This is a genomic window from Aeromonas sp. Y318-3, assembly GCF_027706185.1.
Classification (GTDB): domain Bacteria; phylum Pseudomonadota; class Gammaproteobacteria; order Enterobacterales; family Aeromonadaceae; genus Aeromonas; species Aeromonas veronii.
In genome coordinates, this window is the sequence record NZ_JAPDCN010000007.1 from 97,722 (window position 1) to 118,616 (window position 20,895).

General features: G+C 60.6%; 22 protein-coding genes. 17 read left to right on the forward strand and 5 right to left on the reverse strand.

The genetic code is table 11. The features are described from left to right. Positions 1–253 precede the first annotated feature (253 nt). From frdA to OKB77_RS11575, 7 genes are all read left to right on the forward strand, one after another. Positions 254–2,038, forward strand: coding sequence for a fumarate reductase (quinol) flavoprotein subunit (frdA, locus tag OKB77_RS11545; RefSeq protein WP_005335056.1), 1,785 nt, complete (start codon positions 254–256; stop codon positions 2,036–2,038). Further along, the gene (locus tag OKB77_RS11550; RefSeq protein WP_005335057.1) at positions 2,031–2,765 is read left to right on the forward strand and encodes a succinate dehydrogenase/fumarate reductase iron-sulfur subunit; all 735 of its coding nucleotides are present in this window, start codon (positions 2,031–2,033) and stop codon (positions 2,763–2,765) included. Before frdA ends, OKB77_RS11550 begins: the two co-directional genes overlap by 8 nt. A gap of 16 nt (positions 2,766–2,781) precedes the next feature. After that, complete coding sequence (locus tag OKB77_RS11555; RefSeq protein WP_005335058.1) at positions 2,782–3,180, forward strand: hypothetical protein; 399 nt, start codon at positions 2,782–2,784, stop codon at positions 3,178–3,180. A gap of 10 nt (positions 3,181–3,190) precedes the next feature. Next, complete coding sequence (gene frdD, locus OKB77_RS11560; RefSeq protein WP_005335059.1) at positions 3,191–3,547, forward strand: fumarate reductase subunit FrdD; 357 nt, start codon at positions 3,191–3,193, stop codon at positions 3,545–3,547. A gap of 252 nt (positions 3,548–3,799) precedes the next feature. Next, positions 3,800–4,528, forward strand: coding sequence for a nucleoside recognition domain-containing protein (locus OKB77_RS11565; RefSeq protein WP_005335061.1), 729 nt, complete (start codon positions 3,800–3,802; stop codon positions 4,526–4,528). After that, entirely contained in the window at positions 4,525–4,992 is a 468-nt protein-coding gene (locus OKB77_RS11570; RefSeq protein WP_005335063.1) for a YjiG family protein, read from the forward strand. Before OKB77_RS11565 ends, OKB77_RS11570 begins: the two co-directional genes overlap by 4 nt. A gap of 25 nt (positions 4,993–5,017) precedes the next feature. Next, on the forward strand, positions 5,018–6,142 hold the full coding sequence (locus tag OKB77_RS11575) for a M20 family metallopeptidase (protein ID WP_270817683.1): 1,125 nt from the start codon (positions 5,018–5,020) through the stop codon (positions 6,140–6,142). 89 nt (positions 6,143–6,231) lie between these two features. Here the strand turns inward: OKB77_RS11575 and OKB77_RS11580 are convergent, their stop codons facing one another. The 3 genes from OKB77_RS11580 to OKB77_RS11590 form a co-directional block, all read right to left on the reverse strand. Further along, positions 6,232–6,981, reverse strand: a complete 750-nt coding sequence (locus tag OKB77_RS11580; RefSeq protein ID WP_103250772.1) for a substrate-binding periplasmic protein — start codon at positions 6,979–6,981, stop codon at positions 6,232–6,234. A 91-nt stretch (positions 6,982–7,072) separates the two neighbouring features. Next, on the reverse strand, positions 7,073–8,299 hold the full coding sequence (locus OKB77_RS11585) for a winged helix-turn-helix domain-containing protein (RefSeq protein ID WP_270817685.1): 1,227 nt from the start codon (positions 8,297–8,299) through the stop codon (positions 7,073–7,075). Between the two features lie 107 nt (positions 8,300–8,406). Next, the gene (locus OKB77_RS11590) at positions 8,407–9,000 is read right to left on the reverse strand and encodes a TetR/AcrR family transcriptional regulator (protein WP_139494128.1); all 594 of its coding nucleotides are present in this window, start codon (positions 8,998–9,000) and stop codon (positions 8,407–8,409) included. A 107-nt stretch (positions 9,001–9,107) separates the two neighbouring features. Between OKB77_RS11590 and OKB77_RS11595 the strand changes: the two genes are divergently transcribed. Together OKB77_RS11595 and OKB77_RS11600 are read left to right on the forward strand one after the other, a co-directional pair. Further along, positions 9,108–10,043, forward strand: coding sequence for an ABC transporter six-transmembrane domain-containing protein (locus OKB77_RS11595; protein WP_270817688.1), 936 nt, complete (start codon positions 9,108–9,110; stop codon positions 10,041–10,043). Between the two features lie 14 nt (positions 10,044–10,057). Further along, the gene (locus OKB77_RS11600; protein ID WP_270817689.1) at positions 10,058–11,446 is read left to right on the forward strand and encodes an NAD(P)/FAD-dependent oxidoreductase; all 1,389 of its coding nucleotides are present in this window, start codon (positions 10,058–10,060) and stop codon (positions 11,444–11,446) included. 39 nt (positions 11,447–11,485) lie between these two features. On the opposite strand, the gene OKB77_RS11605 is transcribed toward OKB77_RS11600, so the two are convergent. After that, on the reverse strand, positions 11,486–12,133 hold the full coding sequence (locus OKB77_RS11605; RefSeq protein WP_236376116.1) for a class I SAM-dependent methyltransferase: 648 nt from the start codon (positions 12,131–12,133) through the stop codon (positions 11,486–11,488). 144 nt (positions 12,134–12,277) lie between these two features. On the opposite strand from OKB77_RS11605, the gene OKB77_RS11610 reads away from it, so the two are divergent. The 7 genes from OKB77_RS11610 (at position 12,278) to OKB77_RS11640 (ending at position 18,891) form a co-directional block, all read left to right on the forward strand. Further along, positions 12,278–12,952, forward strand: coding sequence for a thermostable hemolysin (locus tag OKB77_RS11610; RefSeq protein ID WP_270817690.1), 675 nt, complete (start codon positions 12,278–12,280; stop codon positions 12,950–12,952). After that, on the forward strand, positions 12,949–14,445 hold the full coding sequence (locus OKB77_RS11615) for an AMP-dependent synthetase/ligase (RefSeq protein WP_159144230.1): 1,497 nt from the start codon (positions 12,949–12,951) through the stop codon (positions 14,443–14,445). The genes OKB77_RS11610 and OKB77_RS11615 overlap by 4 nt, the downstream gene beginning before the upstream one ends. After that, positions 14,442–15,095 (forward strand): TenA family transcriptional regulator, encoded by a 654-nt coding sequence (locus OKB77_RS11620; protein ID WP_159144231.1) that lies wholly within the window; start codon positions 14,442–14,444, stop codon positions 15,093–15,095. The genes OKB77_RS11615 and OKB77_RS11620 overlap by 4 nt, the downstream gene beginning before the upstream one ends. A gap of 42 nt (positions 15,096–15,137) precedes the next feature. Further along, positions 15,138–16,007 carry an SDR family oxidoreductase gene (locus tag OKB77_RS11625; RefSeq protein WP_270817691.1) on the forward strand — a complete coding sequence of 290 codons (870 nt, stop codon included), beginning with the start codon at positions 15,138–15,140 and terminating at the stop codon, positions 16,005–16,007. Between the two features lies 1 nt (position 16,008). Further along, positions 16,009–16,641 (forward strand): tetratricopeptide repeat protein, encoded by a 633-nt coding sequence (locus OKB77_RS11630; protein WP_203118643.1) that lies wholly within the window; start codon positions 16,009–16,011, stop codon positions 16,639–16,641. A 130-nt stretch (positions 16,642–16,771) separates the two neighbouring features. Continuing rightward, complete coding sequence (locus OKB77_RS11635; RefSeq protein ID WP_005335091.1) at positions 16,772–17,458, forward strand: response regulator; 687 nt, start codon at positions 16,772–16,774, stop codon at positions 17,456–17,458. Then, positions 17,455–18,891: an ATP-binding protein gene (locus OKB77_RS11640; RefSeq protein WP_270817692.1), complete on the forward strand. Its 1,437-nt coding sequence runs from the start codon at positions 17,455–17,457 to the stop codon at positions 18,889–18,891. Before OKB77_RS11635 ends, OKB77_RS11640 begins: the two co-directional genes overlap by 4 nt. Positions 18,892–18,929: 38 nt before the next feature. Here the strand turns inward: OKB77_RS11640 and rloA3 are convergent, their stop codons facing one another. Then, positions 18,930–19,424, reverse strand: coding sequence for a retropepsin-like aspartic peptidase RloA3 (gene rloA3 / locus OKB77_RS11645; protein ID WP_202001782.1), 495 nt, complete (start codon positions 19,422–19,424; stop codon positions 18,930–18,932). 381 nt (positions 19,425–19,805) lie between these two features. On the opposite strand from rloA3, the gene OKB77_RS11650 reads away from it, so the two are divergent. After that, positions 19,806–20,849 (forward strand): GMP reductase, encoded by a 1,044-nt coding sequence (locus OKB77_RS11650; protein WP_005348017.1) that lies wholly within the window; start codon positions 19,806–19,808, stop codon positions 20,847–20,849. Positions 20,850–20,895 lie beyond the last annotated feature (46 nt).

A 20,895-nucleotide genomic window follows, 5' to 3' on the forward strand; every position in this document is an offset into this window, starting at 1 on the left:
AGGTGATTCGCATTTTATTGAAAGAAAACTACGTACAATCCAGAAGTTAAAGTACTCGTAGCTAGGTGTTCAACTGCTCAGTAACACCAAAAAATGACGATAATAACGACATTTTCATCCAGGGATTTGGGTGTTTTATAGAAAAATAACCAATAAAAAGGGAATAAAACCTAGCAGTTTGACTTGCATCAAGCCTGAATTTTTTTCATAGAGCAAAATCGTGCCCAGCAAATCTATCCCTAAGGAGGCAGATGTGGATATTATCAAGACCGATGTGGCCATCATCGGTGCTGGCGGTACCGGCTTACGCGCCGCTATCGCTATAGCCGAATCACAGCCAGACCTGGACATCGCCCTGATTTCCAAGGTTTACCCGATGCGCAGCCACACGGTTGCTGCCGAAGGCGGCGCCGCCGGTGTCGTCCGTGATGACGACTCCCTCGAAAACCACTTCAACGACACCGTCTCCGGTGGTGACTGGCTGTGCGAGCAGGACGTAGTGGAATACTTCGTCAACAACGCAACCAAAGAGATGATCCAGCTGGAGCACTGGGGTTGCCCATGGAGCCGCAAGCCGGATGGTAAAGCCAACGTGCGTCCGTTTGGTGGCATGAAGGTTCCGCGTACCTGGTTCGCCGCAGACAAGTCCGGTTTCCATATTCTGCACACCCTGTTCCAGACCTCCGTCAAATACCCGAGCATCAAGCGCTTCGACGAGCATTTCTGCCTTGATCTGATCGTGGACGACGGCCGTGTCCAGGGCGTACTGACCTTCGACATCCAGAACGGTATCACCCGCTTCATCCAGGCCAAATCCGTGATCGTGGCAACCGGCGGCGCTGGCCGTGTCTATCGCTACAACACCAACGGTGGCATCGTCACCGGCGACGGCATGGCACTGGCCTACCGTCACGGCGTACCGCTGCGTGATATGGAGTTCGTCCAGTATCACCCGACCGGTCTGCCGGGCACCGGCATCCTGATGACCGAAGGTTGTCGTGGTGAGGGTGGCGTCCTGCTGAACAAGGATGGCTACCGCTACCTGCAAGACTACGGCTTGGGCCCGGAAACGCCGATCGGCCAGCCGAAGAGCAAATACATGGAGCTGGGTCCGCGCGACCGCGTTTCCCAGGCATTCTGGCAAGAGCAGCAGAAAGGCCGCGTCATTCAGGGCCCGATGGGCGATGTGGTTCACCTCGACCTGCGTCACCTTGGCGAGAAGTACCTGAAAGAGCGTCTGCCGTTCATCTGCGAACTGGCCAAAGCCTACGTCAACGTGGATCCGGCCAAAGAGCCTATCCCGGTACGTCCAACTGCCCACTACACCATGGGTGGTATCGAGACAGACAACAAGTGTGCCACCCGTCTGCCCGGCCTCTACGCCGCGGGCGAATGTGCCTCCGTCGGTCTGCACGGTGCCAACCGTCTGGGTTCCAACTCCCTGTCCGAGATCGTGGTATTCGGCAAGCTGGCTGGTGAACAGGCCGGTGAATTTGCCAAGACTCAGAAGCATGGCAATACCGAAGCCCTGGCCGCCAAGGCCGAGGCGCTCATCAAGCAGCACCTCTCCCTGATGGACGTAGACGGTACCGAAAACCCGGCCGATATCCGCAACGAGCTGGGCATGTCCATGGAAGCCGGCGTCGGTATCTACCGTACCGAAGAGCTGATGCAGGGCACCATCGACAAGATCAACGAGCTGAAAGCCCGTTACAAAAAGGTCAAGATCAACGACAAGTCCTCTGTCTTCAACACCGATCTGCTGTACGCCATCGAACTGGGTTACATGCTGGACGTGGCTGAAGCCATGGCGCACTCCGCCATCAATCGTAAAGAGTCCCGCGGTTCCCACCAGCGTCTGGATGGTTACGAAGAGCGCGATGACGTGAACTTCCTCAAGCACACGCTCTCGTTCTACAAAAATGGCGAAACGCCCTCCATCGATTACTCCGATGTGAAGATCACTAAGTCCCAGCCGGCAAAACGCGTGTACGGCTCCGAGGGTGAGAAACAAGACGAGGCTAAGAAGAATGGCTGAGATGATTGAAATTGAGATCCTGCGCTACCGTCCGGAACAGGATAACGAGCCCTGGATGCAAACCTTCCAGGTGCCATACCAGAGAGAGATGTCTCTGCTGGACGCCCTGCAGTACATCAAGGATCACCTGGACTCTACCCTGAGCTTCCGCTGGTCCTGCCGGATGGCGATCTGCGGCTCTTGCGGCATGATGGTCAACGGTGTGCCCAAGCTGGGTTGCAAGGCGTTCCTGCGCGACTATCTGCCGGGCAAGATGACCGTCGAGCCGCTCAACAACTTCCCGATCGAGCGCGATCTGGTGGTCGACATGTCCGACTTCATCGAGAAGCTGGAGAGCATCAAGCCCTACATCATCCCGAGCGAGCCGCGCAGCCTGTGTGATGGCGAGTACATCCAGACTCCGGCCCAGATGGCGCAGTACAAGCAGTTCTCCCAGTGCATCAACTGTGGTCTCTGCTACGCGGCCTGCCCGCAGTACGGCATCAACAAGAAGTTCACCGGTCCGGCGGCACTGGCTCTGGCCTATCGCTACAACGTCGACAACCGTGATGCCGGCGCCAAAGAGCGTATGCGCATCATCAGCCAGGACGAAGGCGTCTGGGGCTGTACCTTCGTGGGCTACTGCTCCGAAGTGTGCCCGAAGGGCGTCGATCCGGCGGCGGCCATCCAGCTTGGCAAGGTCGAAAGCGCCAAGGACTACATGATCGCCATGTTCAAGCCAGATTGAGAGCAGGATTGAGACCATGAACAACACTGATAGCAAACGTAAACCTTACGTCCGCGAAATGAAGAAAGACTGGTGGCTGAAGAACGCCTTCTACACCGGTTACATGATCCGTGAAGGCACCAGTATCTTCGTCTCCATCTACGCCGTTGTGCTGATGTGGGGCCTGATGCGCCTGGTTCAGGGTCAGGAAGCGTTCAACGGCTGGCTGGAATCTCTGCAAAGCCCGATCGCCATCCTGTTCCATGTCGTCGCTCTGGCGGCGTGCCTGTTCCATGCCAAAACCTGGTTCGCCCTGGCGCCGAAAGCCATGCGTATCTTCCGTGGTGAAGACCTGGTACCGGAGAAGCCGATCGTTCTCGCCCAGTATGTGGCGCTGGCGGTGGTGTCCCTGCTTGTCCTGATCATCGTGGCCTGAGGAGAAAACAATGAGACGTTCTGACGAACCAATTTACTGGGGTCTGTTTGGTGCGGGTGGCATGGTCGTTGCCATGCTGCTGCCGGTCATTGTCCTCATCACCGGTCTGCTGGTGCCCATGGGCATCATGGACGTGGAAACCATGAGCTATGACCGCGTGCACGCGTTCGCCAGCTCCTGGTGGGGTGCCTGCATCCTGCTGGTGATCATCGCCCTGCCAGTCTGGCACGGCATGCACCGTATCTACCACGGTCTGCACGATCTGGGGATCCACACCACCAAGCTGCACCACTATGTGTTCTATGGCTTTGCCTTCCTGGTATCTGCCATTAGTGTCGGCCTGCTGATGGTACTGGTACTCCAGTAATCACATCTGACTGATTGACCAAACCGGGCCTCGTGCCCGGTTTTTTATTGCCCCGCTATCCCGCCCCTGCTTTTTATTCACTCAAACAATTCGATAAAAACCAGATTATCGTCCAAGCATATGGCGATCATAGTCACATAACCCCAATACATTCGTCATTTGTAGCAAACCATTTTGACCACCATCAATTTAGTGACATCTATATCAATTATAATTATTCAGATTAAATAATTATTCATATGGAGCTAGCTAATGACAGACAAAACACGCTCGGTGAGCATAGGCAGTTACCTGGCACTGGCCTTCGCCGTGGTCTTCTTCTCCGGACTGTTGCAATCCGGCGAGTGGTACGGGGTATTCGATTTCACCACGCTGAACGGTTCGTTCGGTACCATGGTCCAGAGCGTCAGCGAGAATGGTGACGGCATCAAGACCGCCATGACCGACATGCGCGGCAAGGGGGGCAACGGCGCTCGCGATGGCTTTTTGTTTGCCCTGACCCTGATCCCCACCGTGATGTTTGCCCTCGGCATGATCAATGTGCTGGAACACTACGGCGCGCTGGAAGCGGCCCGCAAGTTGCTGACCCCGCTGCTGCGCCCACTGATGGGGATCCCGGGAAACACAGGTCTGGCGCTGATCGCCTCCCTGCAGAGTACCGATGCCGGTGCCGCCATGACTCGTCAGCTCAAGGATGAAGGGCTCATCACCAAGCGTGAAACCGACGTGTTCACCATGTTCCAGTTCTCCGCTGGTGCCACCATCGTCAACTTCTTCTCCTCCGGCGCCGTGCTGTTCACCCTGACGCTGGCGGATGGCAGCCCGGCGGTCAGCTCCTCCATCGGTCTGGCTGTCATCGTGATGTTCGCCTTCAAATTTGTCGGGGCCAACCTGTTCCGGGTCTACCTCAATATGAGCGAAGGCAAGCAGACCGATAACAACACCCAGCAGACCCTCAACACTCAGGAGCAAGCCAAATGAGCCAGGCCAACATCAAGAAACCCATCGTCACCGATATCTTCGTCGAAGGGGCCAAGAAGGGCTGGGTCATCGCCACCACCTCCACCGTACCCAACGTACTGATGGCCTTCGTCATCATCAAGGCGCTGCAGATCACCGGCGCGCTGGATGCCATGGGCGCCATCTTCTCCCCTGTCATGGCCATCTTCGGGTTGCCCGGTGAGGCGGCAGCCGTGCTGATCGGCGCCTGGATGTCGATGGGCGGTGCAGTCGGTGTGGTCATCACCCTGTTCGATCAGGGGATCCTCAACGGCACTCACATCGCCATTCTGGCGCCAGCCATCTACCTGATGGGCTCCCAGGTGCAGTACATGGGCCGCATCCTCGGCTGTATCGGCACCGAAGGGCGTTATATCCCCATCATGGTCGCCATCTCGGTACTCAACGCCTTCGGCGCCATGTTGGTGATGAACATCCTTCTCTGACCCGAACCTGATAGTGGAGCAAGCAATGACTTTTTCTCTGGATCAATACCTGACCGAACTGGCCCCGCTGATCAATCTGGATTGCGGATCCCTGCACCAGCCGGGCATTGCGGCAGTGGCCGACCTGATGGCCGCCAAATATGAGGCGATGGGCGGCTGGCAGATCAAGCGGGTCGACTGCGGCGCAGCCGGGGTGGGACTGGAGATCCGCAACCAGCCTGATGCGGCGCAGATCGATGTAATGCTGATCGGCCACATGGATACCGTCTTCCCCCTCGGCACCGCCGCCGCCCGCCCGATGAGCATCGATGGCGAGCGCGCTTACGGTCCCGGTGTCTCCGACATGAAATCCGGCCTGCTCAACATCGTCTATGCCCTGCGTGAACTGCCCCGCGAGGTGCGCGATCGCCTGAGCATCTGCGTCTGCATGAACCCGGATGAGGAGATCGGCTCCCTGCACTCCAGCGACTGGCTGGCAACGATGGCCAAACAGGCAAAACAGGTGCTGGTGGCCGAAGCGGCCCGCGCAGATGGCTCGCTGGTCAAGGCGCGCAAGGGGATGGCCCGTTATCGGATCGATTTCACCGGCAAGGCGGCTCACGCAGGCAACGAACCGCAGAAGGGGCGCAGCGCCATCACCGAGCTGGGCCACTGGATCCTGTCCATCAACGCCCTGACCAACTTCGATAGCGGCACCACCCTCAACATCGGCATTGTCGAGGGGGGCAACGGCGCCAACATAGTGCCAGCCCATGCCAGCGCCGTGGTGGATGTCCGTTTCTGGGACAATCAGGAGTACCACCAGATCAACGATCATCTGCTGACCCTGGCCGAGCGGCCGCATCTGAACGGCGTCACCATCCAGCTGACCCGCGAGGCCCACAAACCGGCCATGGTGCCGTCAGAGGGCACCCAGGCACTGATGCAGCTGGTGGAGGAGTGTGGCGTCGAACTGGGACTGCCAATCAGCTGGCAAGAGGTGGGGGGCGGCTCCGATGCCAACCTGACCGCCGCCCTCGGCATTCCCACTCTGGATGGTCTGGGCCCCATCGGTGCCGGTTTCCACAGTGACGAGGAGTATCTGGATCTGGCCAGCATTGCCCCGCGCATCGAGCTGCTGGTGAAGGTACTGACCCGCCTGGCAGACTGACAAGCTCTCACGTAAAAAAGGGCCAGCCGGTTTGCACCGGCTGGCCCTCTGTTTATCTGCTCCCCCTGAATGACAGCAACCCTTCGCTATTACTCCATCGGTGGCAAGAAGCGGCGCATCACCTCATCCGTATGCCCCCCTTCCTGAAATGCCACCAGCGACTGATTGAGGATGTTCACCAGCTGGTGACCGCGGGGGGAGCCCTTGCTCACCAGCAGATAGAAGCCCTTGCGGCTGGGCAGGGCGAGATTGAGCAACCCACTCTCGCTGCGGTAAATGCCAAGGCTGATGCCTGCCACCAGAGGTTCGATTTCGCTCGGCAGAAAGTCGCAGCGATCCCGCTCCAGCATATCGAGCGCCTGCTGCAACTGCTTGACCCGGCGTGGCTCCTGCGCAAGCCCGTAGGGTGTGTAGTTGTAGCCAATCACCCCGCACACCCGGGAACGATTGACCGTCTGCAGATCCGGCGGTTCGGGGTAGCGGCGCTTGAGATAGAAGAAACCGAGGTGGGTGTAATAGAGGGGAACGCTGTAGAAGGCAAACTCGGCCCGCTCCGGCTTGTAGCTGGCATCCCAGGTCAGCTCGCACAGACCATTCTGGCGATAATCCGCCAGCTCCTGCTGCACCCGCGCCCAGGGCAGATAGCGGATCTGGTGCGAGAGCCCGCTCTGTTGCAATGCATCGAGCACCAGCGTCGTCGCCGAACCGGTCAGGCGGCTGGTATCGGGCACACCGTCCTTGCGCTCCCAGTAGGTAAAGGGGGCCCACTCGTTGCCCTCCCCCAGACAGATCTTCACTGGTGGCTCTTGCCCCCATAGCGCGGGGGACAAGATAGCCATCGCCAATCCCGCCCACCATGTTGCCGCTCGTCTCATCTCCCGCTCCCGAACTGTTTATCCCTCTTGCAGCTTAGCCCAGAAGAGATAGTGCTCACTTTGCAGGGGCGCTTTCATGCCACAACGTCAGCAAATTGGCCGGAATGGCACCATAACGAAGCTGCGGCGTCTGGTGCCAGTCAGCCAGCTTTTGCAGGGCTTTCGCCAGATCCTGTGCAAGCGTGCGGGTCACTCTCACACCAGCTTCCAGATAGAGGCTCTTGATCTCGAAGATCCCCTGCTGGCGATGGGCCTTGGCATCCATCCTGCCCACCAGCTTGCCACGATGGAGCAAGGGCAACACGAAGTAGCCATACTGGCGCTTGGGGGCCGGGGTATAGCATTCGATGCGATAGTCGAAGTTGAACAGTTCACTGGCCCGTTTGCGATCCCACACCAGCGGATCGAACGGCGACAAGACGGTGGTATGGGTTGCCTTGAGACGGCCCTCCTTGGCTTGCACCAGCTCATCGGCCAGCGAGGCGTGCACAAAAGCGCCGTGCCGCCATCCCTCCACCCGTACCGGCAACAGCTCCCCCTCGTCCGCCAGTTGATGGAGCAAGGCGTCATATTTGCCGCGCCGCAGCCGGTAGTAGTCCGCAACCCAGCCTGTTTTGACCAGCCCCAACGCCCGACAGCTGGCGCGCACCATATCCCGCTGCGCCAGCTCGACGCTCGGCAGATCCCGCTGGTCGTTCCACTCGGGGATGACCCGCTCGGCAAGATCATAGACCCGCTGAAAGTTGCGCCGCTCCCGCACCATCAGCTGACCTGTGGTAAAGAGCACCTCCAGATGACGTTTCTCCGGCTTCCAGTCCCACCAGCCGTTCCCCTTGCCGGTTGTGCGTTCAAAGTCAGCCGCCCGTACCGGGCCATGCTGGCGAATACGCTCGATAAGCTGGCCAATCTCCTGCTGATGGGTAGCGAGCCAGTTGGCTGAAAACTTCCAGCCCATGGCGACGGGGTCGAGCATCCGGTGGCGCAGCAGCCGGTAATCCTCGCTGGGCACAAAGCAGGCCTCGTGGGCCCAATACTCGAAGATCTCGCCGTCGGCCAGCAGCTGCTCCAACCAACGCGGTTCATACTGGCCAAGCCGGCTGAACAACACCAGATAGGGGCTGCGCGCTACCACCGAGATGGTATCGATCTGCAGCAGCGCCATGCGGCGAATGGTGGCCAGCAGATCGGCCGGGGTCGCCTTGCTGCGACGGGGGGCCAGCAGCCCCTGCGCCGCCAGTTGCAGATGACGGGCATCTTGCAGTGATAAATGGGTAATCGACATCAACAACCGCTCCCTGGTATCTGACCATCGCGCGCCCGGCGGATGGCCAACAAAACCGGAGGAGGCACCACGCTGGCATGCCTCCCCGCCCTTGTGTGCCTGCGCCGCTATGAGTGAGTCGGGGGCAAGACCAGCTGATTGACCACCAGCATGATCTCTTGGTACGTGGCCTCGACCGTCTCGGGGGTCGGCTCCAGAATAAGGTCATCGGCATAGCCGTTGATGAGGGAGGTGATCTGGCGCGCCAGTCGCCGGGCATCGCCCGCCACAAACTCGCCACTGTCGATCCCCTTTTGCAGGATCAGCTCCAGCACCTCGCGCCACGCCAGAATGATTTTGCGGTAGCTCTCGGCAAACACAGGGTCGCGCAGTGACTCGTTCCAGGCATCCAGATAGATGGCCCAGGAGGCATCCTGACTGGTCGGCAGGTTGTCCCGCACAAAGAGCGGCAACGCTTCGCGGGCCGGCAGCGGCAATAGCCACTCCCGCTGCTCGGCGATCTCCTGATAGGTGAAACGCTCCACGGCGCAGAGGCAGAGCTCCTTCCAATCCTTGAAGTAGTGGTAGACGTGGCTGCGCGCCAGACCGGTGCGCTCGGCAATATCACGGGTTGACGATGCCGCCATCCCCTTCTCTCGAAACAGGGCCAGTACGGCCTCGATGATCATCTCTTTGCGCTGTTCTGCTGATGGGCGTGCCATCTGACCTCCTGCGATATCCATCGTTCTGCTTGACTTTGAGCAGTCGCTCAAACAAACTTTGAGCACTCGCTCAAACTTAGCGTTTCCGACATCTTAGGAGATAACCCATGACAACACCAACCACTTCGGCAGCCAGTTGCGACGAGCAGGCCACGCCGTTGCCACACTCGGCCGGTCGTTCGCTGGGGGCGATTGCACGGGCCAATCCCCTCAAGCTGGCGGGTACCTTCTCGCTGGTGGCCCTCGAAAATATCCTGCTGGTGGTCTATCCCCTGTTCGCCGGCTTTGCCATCGACGCCATCGTCAAGGGCCAGTGGTGGCAGGCTTCAAGCTACGCCCTCATCGTGCTGCTGTTCTGGCTCATCGGCGCCCTGCGCCGGGCGGTCGATACCCGCACCTTTACCCATATCTATGCGGCACTGGCGGTGCCGGTGATCCTGACCCAACGCCAGCAGCAGGAGGGGCAATCTACCATAGTGGCTCGGGTCACTCTGGCGCGGGAGTTTGTCGACTTCTTCGAGAAACATATCCCGATCCTGGCCACCAGCCTGATCTCCATCGTCGGGGCGGCCGTGATGCTGATGGTGATCGAGTTCTGGGTCGGCATCGCTTGCATGGGGGTATTGCTGCTGTTCGGCCTGCTGCTGCCCGGCTTTTCGCGCAAGAACCAGCTGCTGCACGAGCGGCTCAACGATCGACTGGAACACGAGGTCAAGCTGGTCACCCATGCCCAGTCAGCCAACCTCGCCCGCCACTACCGCGCGCTGGCCTGGATCCGCATCCGGATTTCGGATCGGGAGGCACTCGCTTTTCTGGCGGTCGGCATCAGCGCCTCCCTGCTGTTTCTGCTGGCCATCACCATGCTGATGGTCCAGCCCCAGGTCTCGGCAGGCCATGTCTATGCTGTGATGACCTACCTCTGGAATTTTGTCACCAGCCTGGATGAAGGGCCCGGTCTTGCCGACCAGCTTGCCCGGCTGCGGGATATCGGACGCCGTGTCAATACGGTGCAACCAGCCAGCAACACCGAACAAGCAATCTGAACCTGGAGCAAACCATGAACCCGACCACCCTCTGCCTACGAGCGTTGCCCATGTGTATCAGCTGTTTTTTCCTCGCCGCCTGCGGCCCCAAAATGAGCGACTTTGAGCCCAACACCAGCTACTGGTTCAAGGAGAAACCGGCAGAGGAGAGTGCCCCGCTGGCACAAGACCTGAAGGTAGATATCGCCGTCATAGGTGGCGGCTACAGCGGTCTTTCCAGCGCCTGGCATCTGGCCAAGGCCAATCCGTCGCTCAAGATTGCCATCTTCGAGGCCAAACAGGTCGGCAGCGGCGCCTCGGGCCGCAACGGCGGCATGGTGCTGCCGGGCTCCGAGGTGATGGACCTCTATGAAGAGGGGGAAGCGAGCAAGCGCCACTATGATCTGACGGTCGCCAGCATGCACAAGCTGCAGGCGCTGGTGGCCTCAACCGGCGTCGAGGCCGACCTCAAGCTCGATGGCTATGTGGAGGCGATCCTCGATGAGGAGGATATCGCCGAGTACCGCGACTATGTGAAAACCGCCAATCGCCTCGGCATCCCGCTCCAGTACTGGAACGCCGATACCACCGAAGAGAAACTGGGCACCGACCGCTATGTGGGGGCGGTCTACGACCCCAATGGCGGTCAGGTACACGCCATGAAGCTGGTCAATGCCCTGCGCAAGGCGGTGGAGCAGGCGGGCGTCACCATCTACGAGCAGAGCCCGGTAATGGGGATCAAGGAGGGCAAGCAGATCGAGCTCAATGTAGCCGACAAGTACAAGGTGATCGCCGACAGCATAGTGCTGGCGACCAACGGCTACACCTCCAAGCTTGGCTACTTCAGCGGGCGGGTTTTCCCGGTACACGCCCAGAGCGCAGTTACCGAGCCGCTCACACGGGATCAGCTTAACGCCATCCAGTGGCAGAGCCGGGTGCCCTACTACGACACCCGCAACATCCTGTTCCATCTGGTGTTGACCCCGGATAACCGCATCGTCATCGGTGGCGGCAATGCCGAGTACGTCTTCAACGACGGCCTCAACTACAAAGGCGATCTTAACCGGGTCAGCGAGATGATGATGACCGAGCTGGTGACCCTCTATCCGGCCCTCAAGGGGATCAAATTTGAGCAGGTGTGGGACGGGGTACTCGGCATGACCGGTGACAGCACCGAAGCAGTGGGGGTAATGGGGGATCACAAGAACATCTACTACGCCCTCGGCTACAACGGCCACGGCATCAACCTCTCCTTCCTGTTTGGCGACATCGTGGCCAGCCTCTATCAAGGCAAGGAGCACCCCTGGTTCAACCACGCGGAGCAGAGTCTGCCGATGTGGCTGCCACCAGAGCCGTTCAAGTCAATCGGCGTCAAATCTGCCCTGATGTACTACCAGTGGCAGGACAAGGGCTACAAGGAGTAGCGCCGGGCGAACCCGACGAGTAACAGACGAAGGCACGCCTCAGGGCGTGCCTTTTTGCAATACCGCCACATCGGCGTGGGGGAAGCTGAGCTCGGCCTGCCAGCTGGCGGCCAACACCTGAAACGATGCCTCGGCAAAGAAGACGATGTGGGTCGGGTCGTGGCGATAGCGCCAGTTTTTAAACCGCTCGTCACTGAGCACCCGCTGGGTCTGCAGCACCAGCAGGCCGCCTGGCTTGAGGCAATCCCACAACTGGGCCAGCACCGCGCGCGGCTCGGCGATATGCTCGATCACCTCGGTACTGGTGATGAAGTCATACTGACACATCAGCAACTCTGGAAAATCGGCGTAGAACTTGTCATACCCCACCATCTGGTAACCCGCCTCACGCCCCATCGCCACCAGCGCCGGGCCCGGGCCACAGCCAAAATCGAGACCACTGGCAGGTAGCGGCACCCGCGCCAGCACTTCGCCAAAAGCCCGCATCAAAAAAGTGCGATAACGGGGATCATCCACCCGATTGTCGTGACCGTCATAGACCGCCTTCTCCGCCGCCTCATCCAGATGATCCGCCTCATCCAGCCAGACTAGCTCGCACGCGAAGCAGCGATGATAGCGCTTGCCCGCCACCGGCAGGGGATAACTGCGATGGCTGGCACACAGGGGGCAGCGGACGGTGGATGACATGGCGGTTCCTCTTGGGGGCTTCCTGTTGGATAACAGCGGCGCAGATTGCCTGCCCGCTGCCTCGCTGACAACTTTTTTTGCTCCTTAAGGGTTTCTTAAGTTTGCCCTTTTACTCTCAAACCATCGCAAGAGAAGGAGTCACCCATGACCATCGAGATCCAGGCCCCCTACCGATTGCTGCTAGCCAAGTCCCCGCAGCAGGTCATGGCGCTGCAAGCCTATATCCAGGCCGCCTACACCCTCGAGTTCAACGCCCGCATCCCCCATTTTCTCCCCTGCCTGCTGGGGCTATATCGGGCGGACGGGACGCTGGTCGGTGCCTGTGGTCTCAATCATGCCAGTGAGGGGCCTCTCTATCTGGAACAGTATCTGGAGCAACCCATCGAGGCCGCCATCAATACCCGCCTCGGGGTCTATCCGGTACGCAACCGCATTATCGAAGTGGGCAATCTGGCCTGCAGCGAACCGGGCAATGCCCGCCTGATGTTCGCGGCCCTGTGTCGTCTGCTGTGTGAAAACGCCCTCGACTACGTGGTCTTTACCGGCACCGCCAAGCTGCGCAACAGCTTTGCCCGCCTGCAACTCAATCCGGTGGAGCTGGCCCCCGCACAGGCCCATCAGGTGGGGGCCGACGCCGACGCCTGGGGTGAGTACTACCGTTGCCAACCCAAGGTGATGGTGGGCGACATCAATCAGGGGCGCGAGGTGCTGGCCCAGCGCAGCCTGCTGCTCAATCTGCTGGCCCCCATGCCGACCCTGTTTGACGATGCCGGCGAGAGCAGTGATAACCAGACCCATCAAAAAAGGTGCGCCCAATGAGCCTGTTCGACGCCATCGCCAAACATGCCCACGAGGATCCGCAATCCCCTGCGCTGCTGAGCAGCCAGCAGCGTCTCGATTACCAGACCCTGTGGCAACAGATCCAGCGTCTGGCCAGCCAGCTGCAACAGCTCGACATCAGCCGTCTGGCGCTGCAACTGGACAACGGCCTGCCCTGGGCGCTGCTGGATCTCGCCTGCACCCGCGCCGGTATCGTGGTGATCCCTGTGCCCCACTTCTTCAGTCAGGCCCAGCAGGCCTGGTTGCTGGAGAGCAGCGGCGCCGATGCGCTGGTGGGCCCATATCATCAGGGGTGGCATGCCGCCGAGCCGCTCTCGCTGATCACCGGCGAGCTGCCGCTCTGGCGCTATATCCCGGCCAATCGACCGGCGCTGCCCAAGGGCACTGCCAAGATCACCTACACCTCCGGCACCACGGGCCAGCCCAAGGGCGTCAGCCTGTCACTGACCCAGATGATGGCAGTGAGCCATGCGCTGGCCGAGCGGGTCGCGCCAGCCAAGGTGGAAAAACACCTCACCCTGCTACCGCTGGCCACCCTGCTTGAGAACATCACCGGCCTCTATGTGCCGCTGCTGACCGGCGCCTGCAGCCGCATTCCGTCCCTCGGGGAGCTCGGTTTCACCGGATCCAGTTCGCTCAATCCAGCCATGCTGAGGGAAGCCCTGCTGCGCTGGCCGACCCACAGTCTGGTGCTGGTGCCCGAACTGCTGCGCCTGCTGCTGGCGCTCTGCACCAGCACCCCGACGCTGGCCCAGCAGCTCAAGAGCCTGCGCTTTATTGCCGTCGGTGGCGGCAAGGTAGCACCCGACCTGATCAAACATGCCCGCCAGCTCGGCCTGCCGGTATACGAAGGGTATGGCCTCTCGGAGTGCGGCTCCGTGGTGGCGCTCAACAGCCCGGATGCTGACAAGCCCGGCAGCGTCGGCCGCCCCCTGCCCCACTGTCAGGTCACCATCGCCAGCGACGGCGAAATTATGGTGAGCGGCAGCGCCATGCTGGGGTATCTCGGCAGCAACGAACCGACTCCCGAACAGATCGCCACCGGCGAACCTTCTGCCATGCAGATCGCCACCGGCGATCTGGGCCACCTCGATGAAGAAGGCTACCTCCATATCACAGGGCGCAAGAAGAATGTCCAGATCACCGCCTTTGGCCGCAATTTCTCCCCCGAGTGGGTGGAAGCCGAGGCCCAGCTCTGCCCCGCCATCGCCCGCATCGTGGTGTTTGGCGATGGTCAGCCTGCCAACGTGGCGCTGATCCAGCCCCTGCCGGGCAAAGAGGCGGATCTGCCCCACCAGATCGCCGGTCTGAACCAGCGGCTGCCCGATTATGCCCGGCTGCACCACTGGTTGCCGGTGGCACTCGACCAGCATCCCGGCCTGCTGACCGCCAACGGGCGTCCCCGTCGCAACGAGATTTACCAACACTTTTCCCGGCAAATCAGCCAATGCCTTACAGGAGAATCGTCATGAGCTTCTACCAGACTCTGCAACAAGCCACTGCCAGTGAGCGTGAGCATCTGTTCAACGCCCCCATTATCGAAGCCTGCCGCCGTGGCGATATCAGCCGTGACACCTATCTCGCCTTTCTGGCGCAGGCTTACTACCACGTGCGCCACACAGTTCCACTCCTGATGGCCACCGGCGGCAAGCTGGGTCAGGAGTACGAGTGGGTGCGCGGCGCCATTGCCGAGTACATCGACGAGGAGTATGGCCATCAGGAGTGGATTCTCAACGATATCCGCGCTTGTGGCGGTGATGCCGAGGCGGTGCGCCACGGCCAGCCCGGGCTGCCCATCGAGCTGATGGTGGCCTTCCTCTACGACCAGATCCAGCGCGGCAACCCCATGGGCTTCTTCGGCATGGTGCAGGTACTGGAAGGCACCAGCGTGGCCATCGCCCTCACCGTCGCCGACCAACTGAAAAAGGGCCTCGGCCTGCCCCCCCAGGCGATGAGCTACCTGAGTTCCCACGGCGCCCTGGATCAGGAGCACCTCAAGTTCTTTGAATCCTTGATGGATCGGGTCGAAAGTCCGGCGGATCAGGCCGCCATCATCCACGCCACCAAGGTGGTCTATCGCCTCTACGGCGAGATGCTCTACAACCTCACCGCCACACCGTAAGTTGGCAGCGGATAAGCAGACAGCAAAAAGGGAGCCCACACCATGAACCTTGAAGGGAAACTCGTGCTGCTCACTGGCGCCAGCGGTGGCATAGGTGAGGAGCTGGCACAGGAGCTGGCGGCCCAGGGGGCACACCTGCTACTGCACGGACGTCGCGGCCCGGCACTGGAGCGGCTGTGCAAGTCACTGCCCCATCCCGAGCGCCATCAGGTGGTGCTCGCCGACCTCGGCTCTGCGCAGGAACGGGCCAAGCTGTTGCAACACCCTGCGCTGGAGGACGGGATCGACATCCTGATCAACAACGCTGGCTGCAACCAGTTTGCCTGGCTGGAAGATCAGAGCTTCGAGCAGGTGGAGCGCCAACTGCTGCTCAATATCGAGGCGCCCATCCAGCTCACCCGTGCCCTGCTGCCAACCATGCGCAAGCCGGGGATCATCATGAACATGGGGTCGAGCCTGGGCAGCATCGGCTACCCCGGTTACAGCGTCTACTGCGCCAGCAAATTTGCCCTGCGCGGCTTTAGCGAAGCGCTGGGACGAGAGCTGGAGGGGAGTGGCATCAAGGTGCTGCATTTTGCCCCCCGCGCCACCCGCACCAAACTCAATTCCGAAGCGGCTTACGAGATGAATGCAGCGCTCGGCACCCAGACCGACAGCCCGCAGGAGGTGGCCGAAGAGGCGGTCATCGCCCTGTGCAACGAAACCCGCCGCAGCTGGCTCGGCTGGCCGGAAAAACTGTTCGTGCGGCTCAATGCCCTGCTGCCCGGCATCGTCGACAAGGCGCTGGCCAGACAGCTACCGATCATCAAACGTTATGCCCGTCATCTTCAGCCAGGGACGACTGATGCCGGCGCCAACAGTGCGCCACAACCAGACTTGTCCCGCCCGATCCCGACCAAGAAGGAGCATTAATATGAACTTTTTCCGTCAATCAGTGACCTCTTGTGCCATCGCCATCCTGCTGGGGTCCTCCTCGGTCATGGCCGCGGGTGATGCCCTCGTCCCCATCCAGCAACAGTGGGCCGTCTGCCAGTATCAACAGACCGGCAAGGCGAAAGAGAGCTGCCTCGAAACCCTGAGCACCCGGGCCGAAGCGGCCAGCGCCAAGGAGCCCTTTCGCGCCGATCTGCTGATCTGGTCGGCCATCGTCAAGAGCACCTGGGCGGGGGCCAAAGGGGGGCTGGGGGCACTGGGTCTGGTGAAAGAGGCCAAGGCCAAGCTGGAGCTGGCACTCAAGCAGGATCCCAAGGCGCTGGACGGCTCCGCCTACACCAGTCTGGGCTCCCTCTACTATCAGGTGCCCGGGTGGCCGGTCGGCTTTGGCGATGACGAAAAGGCAGAGCAACTGCTCAAGCAGGCGCTGGCCATCAATCCGGATGGCATCGACCCCAACTTCTTCTATGGCGACTTCCTGCTGGATCAGGGTCGCAAGGCCGAGGCCAAAACCTACCTCGACAAGGCGCTGGCTGCCCCGGCCCGCCCGGGTCGCGAAGTGGCCGACGAAGGGCGCAGAATGGAGATCCGCGATCGGCTGGCCAAGCTATAAAACCCTGATGGATCAAAGAACTATTTAAACTCTGCCCACCAGCTTGCATACTGGTGGGCAGAGTTGTTTATGCCACGGCACACCCTGGCGCTAAGCCAGATCGCCACACCCAACAAACAGGGAGAAAAGAATGCGGATCCTGCTGGTAGAAGATGATGTGATGCTGGGGGATGGTATGCAGGATGCCCTGCGCCATAGCGGCTACACGGTGGACTGGCTGCAACAGGGGTTGCCCGCTCTGGCAGCCCTCAAGAGCGACGAGTTTGCCGCCCTGATCCTCGATCTCAACCTGCCCGACATCGATGGCCTCAGCCTGCTGCGCAAGTTGCGGCGAGAGGGCCACCAGCTGCCGGTGCTGATCCTCACCGCCCGCGATGCGCTGGACGATCGGGTGGTCGGTCTCGATGCCGGCTCCGACGACTACATGGTCAAGCCCTTCGCCCTGCAGGAGCTCAACGCCCGTCTGCGCGCCCTCGTTCGCCGCAGCAAGGGGCAGGCTCAGGCGGTGCTGGAGTATGGCGATATCCTTATCTATCCCGAATCCCAGCAGGTCACCTATCAGGGGGAGGCGGTCAAACTCACCCCCCACGAATACAAGTTGCTGCAGGAGCTGATCAGCCAGAGCGGCCGGGTGCTGAGCAAGGATCAGCTGCAACAGAGCCTCTACGGCTGGGATGAAGGGGCCGAGAGCAACGCGGTAGAGGTGCATATCCACCATCTGCGCAAGAAGTTCTACAGCGACCTCATCCGCAATATTCGCGGGGTCGGTTACATCATTCCCCAGCTCGAACAGCCAAGCCGGACACCCGCACGATGAAACGCCCCCGCTCCATTCGCCGCTTTCTGCTCACCGGTATCCTGACGCTGGTGAGCCTGAGTCTCACCATCAGCGCCTTTATCGGCTACATGGAGGCGAGCCACGAAATGGAGGAGCTGTTTGATGCCCGCCTAGCCCAGTCGGCCCGCATCACCAACCAACTGCTGGCCCGCTACATGGCCCAGCAGGGGCAACTGCCCGCCAACGGTACCGTCTATCAGGAGTGGGAGGCGCAAAATCCCGATGAGTGGCAAAAAGACCCCAGCCTCAACCTGACTGGCGAGGATCGGGAGATCACCCCCTACGGCCACGAGTTCGAACGCAATCTCTACTTCCAGCTGCTCGATGAAAAGGGCGGCTTGCTGCTTCGCGCCCCCAGCGCTCCGGAGCAGCCGCTGGTCACCCTGGCCATCGGCTTTGACACGGTCGAAAAAGATAATCACCAGTGGCGCACCTTCACCCTCTACAACCAGCAGGAGCAGACCTGGCTGGTGGTGGCGGAGCGGGACGACGAGCGCAGCGAACTGGCCAGCAAGATGGCCACCCTCACCATGCTGCCGCTGCTGATCACCCTGCCCTTCCTGCTGGCCCTGCTCTGGTGGCTCATCACCCGCGGGCTGGCCCCCCTGCGTCAGCTGGCCCAGGCCATCAGTGAACGTCACCCCGCCAACCTGAGCCCGCTCAGCCTCAAGATAAGCGCGCAGGAGCTGACGCCCCTCACCAACGAGATCAACCGGCTGATGCAGGCGCTGGCGGAGACCATAGAGCGGGAGAAACAGTTTACCAACGAGGCGGCCCACGAGCTACGCACCCCGCTGGCGGTGCTGCGGATCCACAGTGAAAATGCCCTGGCTGCCGATGATGACGCCAGCCGCCAGCAATCCCTGCACAAGATGCTGCAGGCCCTCGACCGCAGCGATCGGCTGATCCGCCAACTGCTGACCCAGGCCCGTATCGACAACCAGCAGGGACTGGTGCTGACCGAGCTGGAGATAGGCCACCTGCTGCAAGGCACCCTCGCGACCCTGGCTCCCATTGCCCTCAAGAAGGATCAGCAGCTGTCGCTGGAGTGTGAAGTGCCGCAACTGGTGATGGGGCAGGCCACCCTGCTCGAACTGCTGTTCAGCAATCTCATCGACAATGCGCTGCGCTACACCCAGCCGGAGGGCGAGATCAGGGTGCGGGTTCAGCGAGAGGGCAACCGGGTGAGGGTGGATGTGAGCGACAACGGCCCCGGCATTCCCGCCAGTGCCTTGCCCCGGCTGTATGAACGCTTCTTTCGGGTCAATCCCCAGCAGGGGGATGGCGTGGGGCTCGGCATGGCCATCGTCTCACGCATCGCCCAACTGCACGGCGCCGACCTCGATGTCCACAACCGGCCGGAAGGGGGGCTGGAGGTGAGCGTGTTACTCCCGCTCCCGCCGGCAAGATAAGCGATAAGTAAAGAGCCCGCGATGCGGGCTCTTTACTTTCAATGACAATCTGGCTGCACGGTAAAGGTTCGACTGGCATCCACCGGGCCCAGCTCCGCCAGCAGACGTCGGCCCAGCAGCACCGGATAGATCATCTTGCTGCGATCCCGCAGGGTAAACCACTCCTCATACACCTTGTCCCCCAGACAGATGGACATGGTCACCGTTGGCCGCTGCTCCATGCCGCCCGCCCCGCGCACCGTCACGCTGCGCTCGACCCGCCGCTCGAACTGCTGTTTGACCAGCTTGCCGCTGTCGGCATCAGTTACCACCAGCATGAAGCGCACCCAGGGCTTGCCATCCCGTTTGAATCTGGTGATGGAGCGTGCATCGAGGGAAGAGGTGAGCGCCCCGGTGTCGAGTTTCATCTTCACCGCCACGCCGGTAGGCAAAATAAGCCCCTTCTCGATCCAGCCATAGCTGGCCGGGGTCTCAGCCAGCGCACTGCCACACAGTGCCAGCATCAGGGTGATCCCCACCATCATCTTGCCCATTTTACTGCCCTGCCTTGTCAATCCTGCGCCCAGATCTACCACAGTCCCATTGTGGGTCAATCCGATTTATTTCAGCTACTTGGATAATATCTGGCGGGTCAGGAGAGAGAGGACAAAGAGTGGCCGAACGGCGGCCCAAGCGGGCAGGAATATCGTAGGAGAGCAAGGCACCGAACGGTGCTGGATGAAACTGGTGGTTAACCTCAGGTTGTGACGCCAAAGGCTACCACAAGGATTTACAAATTATCAGTCTTGTTCTGAAGGGATTTTTGCCTACACTGTTGTAAACCGGAGGGCCTGAAAACCACCGGTTTTTTTGCGCCTGCCGAAAATTTGCCACTGCAAAAGTGACTTTCAACAAGGCTCAATAAGGAATTTGTAATGCGTATCGAAGAAGACTTGAAGCTCGGTTTCAAGGATGTCCTGTTCCGCCCCAAGCGCTCTACTCTCAAGAGCCGTTCCCAAGTAAGCCTGACCCGTCAGTTCACCTTCAAACACACTCAGACCCAATGGCAAGGCGTACCCGTTATCGCCGCCAACATGGATACCGTCGGCAGCTTCGCCATGGCACGCACGCTGGCCGGTTTCGAGATGATGACCGCGGTACACAAACACTACAGCCTTGAGCAGTGGCAAGCTTTCGTCAACGAGACCGACCCGGCGCTGCTGGGCCATGTGATGGTCTCCACCGGCACCTCGGCTGAAGATTTCGCCAAGACCCGCCAAATCCTCGCCATGTCCGAAGCGCTGCGTTTCATCTGTGTCGACGTGGCCAACGGCTACTCCGAACACTTCGTCGAGTTCGTGCGCAAAATTCGTGAAGCCTGCCCCAACCACGTCATTCTGGCGGGCAACGTGGTGACCGGCGAGATGGTCGAAGAACTGATCCTCTCCGGCGCCGACATCGTCAAGGTCGGCATCGGCCCGGGCTCGGTCTGCACCACTCGCGTCAAGACCGGTGTCGGTTATCCGCAACTCTCCGCCATCATCGAGTGTGCCGATGCGGCTCACGGCCTCGGCGGCCAGATCGTCGGTGACGGCGGCTGCACCTGCCCGGGCGACGTCGCCAAAGCATTCGGCGGCGGCGCCGACTTCGTGATGCTGGGCGGCATGCTGGCAGCCCACGAGGAGTGCGGTGGCGAGATCGTCGATGTAGACGGTGAACCCTTCATGAAGTTCTACGGCATGAGCTCCTCCAGCGCCATGGACAAACATGCCGGCGGCGTCGCGGAATACCGCGCCTCCGAGGGAAAAACCGTACTGCTGCCCTACCGCGGCCCGGTCGAGAACGCAGTGCGCGACATTCTTGGCGGCGTGCGCTCCACCTGTACCTACGTCGGTGCCAGCCAGCTGAAAGAACTCACCAAGCGCACCACCTTTATCCGGGTACGCGAACAAGAGAACAACGTCTACGGCAAGGAGTAACCTGCCACAGACCGCCGTCACGCGCTGACGGTTAGAAGCCTGTCAA

What these genes read in the sequence shown, in the direction of transcription:
- OKB77_RS11630 (WP_203118643.1), top strand. Translation starts at nt 16,009, where the DNA reads ATGAACTTTTTCCGTCAATCAGTGACCTCTTGTGCCATCGCCATCCTG.
- OKB77_RS11575 (WP_270817683.1), top strand. Translation starts at nt 5,018, where the DNA reads ATGACTTTTTCTCTGGATCAATACCTGACCGAACTGGCCCCGCTGATC.
- OKB77_RS11600 (WP_270817689.1), top strand. Translation starts at nt 10,058, where the DNA reads ATGAACCCGACCACCCTCTGCCTACGAGCGTTGCCCATGTGTATCAGC.
- frdD (WP_005335059.1), top strand. Translation starts at nt 3,191, where the DNA reads ATGAGACGTTCTGACGAACCAATTTACTGGGGTCTGTTTGGTGCGGGT.
- OKB77_RS11590 (WP_139494128.1), bottom strand. Translation starts at nt 9,000, where the DNA reads ATGGCACGCCCATCAGCAGAACAGCGCAAAGAGATGATCATCGAGGCC.
- OKB77_RS11610 (WP_270817690.1), top strand. Translation starts at nt 12,278, where the DNA reads ATGACCATCGAGATCCAGGCCCCCTACCGATTGCTGCTAGCCAAGTCC.
- OKB77_RS11555 (WP_005335058.1), top strand. Translation starts at nt 2,782, where the DNA reads ATGAACAACACTGATAGCAAACGTAAACCTTACGTCCGCGAAATGAAG.
- rloA3 (WP_202001782.1), bottom strand. Translation starts at nt 19,424, where the DNA reads ATGGGCAAGATGATGGTGGGGATCACCCTGATGCTGGCACTGTGTGGC.
- OKB77_RS11620 (WP_159144231.1), top strand. Translation starts at nt 14,442, where the DNA reads ATGAGCTTCTACCAGACTCTGCAACAAGCCACTGCCAGTGAGCGTGAG.
- OKB77_RS11580 (WP_103250772.1), bottom strand. Translation starts at nt 6,981, where the DNA reads ATGGCTATCTTGTCCCCCGCGCTATGGGGGCAAGAGCCACCAGTGAAG.
- OKB77_RS11550 (WP_005335057.1), top strand. Translation starts at nt 2,031, where the DNA reads ATGGCTGAGATGATTGAAATTGAGATCCTGCGCTACCGTCCGGAACAG.
- OKB77_RS11615 (WP_159144230.1), top strand. Translation starts at nt 12,949, where the DNA reads ATGAGCCTGTTCGACGCCATCGCCAAACATGCCCACGAGGATCCGCAA.
- OKB77_RS11595 (WP_270817688.1), top strand. Translation starts at nt 9,108, where the DNA reads ATGACAACACCAACCACTTCGGCAGCCAGTTGCGACGAGCAGGCCACG.
- OKB77_RS11625 (WP_270817691.1), top strand. Translation starts at nt 15,138, where the DNA reads ATGAACCTTGAAGGGAAACTCGTGCTGCTCACTGGCGCCAGCGGTGGC.
- OKB77_RS11570 (WP_005335063.1), top strand. Translation starts at nt 4,525, where the DNA reads ATGAGCCAGGCCAACATCAAGAAACCCATCGTCACCGATATCTTCGTC.
- OKB77_RS11635 (WP_005335091.1), top strand. Translation starts at nt 16,772, where the DNA reads ATGCGGATCCTGCTGGTAGAAGATGATGTGATGCTGGGGGATGGTATG.
- OKB77_RS11650 (WP_005348017.1), top strand. Translation starts at nt 19,806, where the DNA reads ATGCGTATCGAAGAAGACTTGAAGCTCGGTTTCAAGGATGTCCTGTTC.
- OKB77_RS11565 (WP_005335061.1), top strand. Translation starts at nt 3,800, where the DNA reads ATGACAGACAAAACACGCTCGGTGAGCATAGGCAGTTACCTGGCACTG.
- OKB77_RS11605 (WP_236376116.1), bottom strand. Translation starts at nt 12,133, where the DNA reads ATGTCATCCACCGTCCGCTGCCCCCTGTGTGCCAGCCATCGCAGTTAT.
- OKB77_RS11640 (WP_270817692.1), top strand. Translation starts at nt 17,455, where the DNA reads ATGAAACGCCCCCGCTCCATTCGCCGCTTTCTGCTCACCGGTATCCTG.
- OKB77_RS11585 (WP_270817685.1), bottom strand. Translation starts at nt 8,299, where the DNA reads ATGTCGATTACCCATTTATCACTGCAAGATGCCCGTCATCTGCAACTG.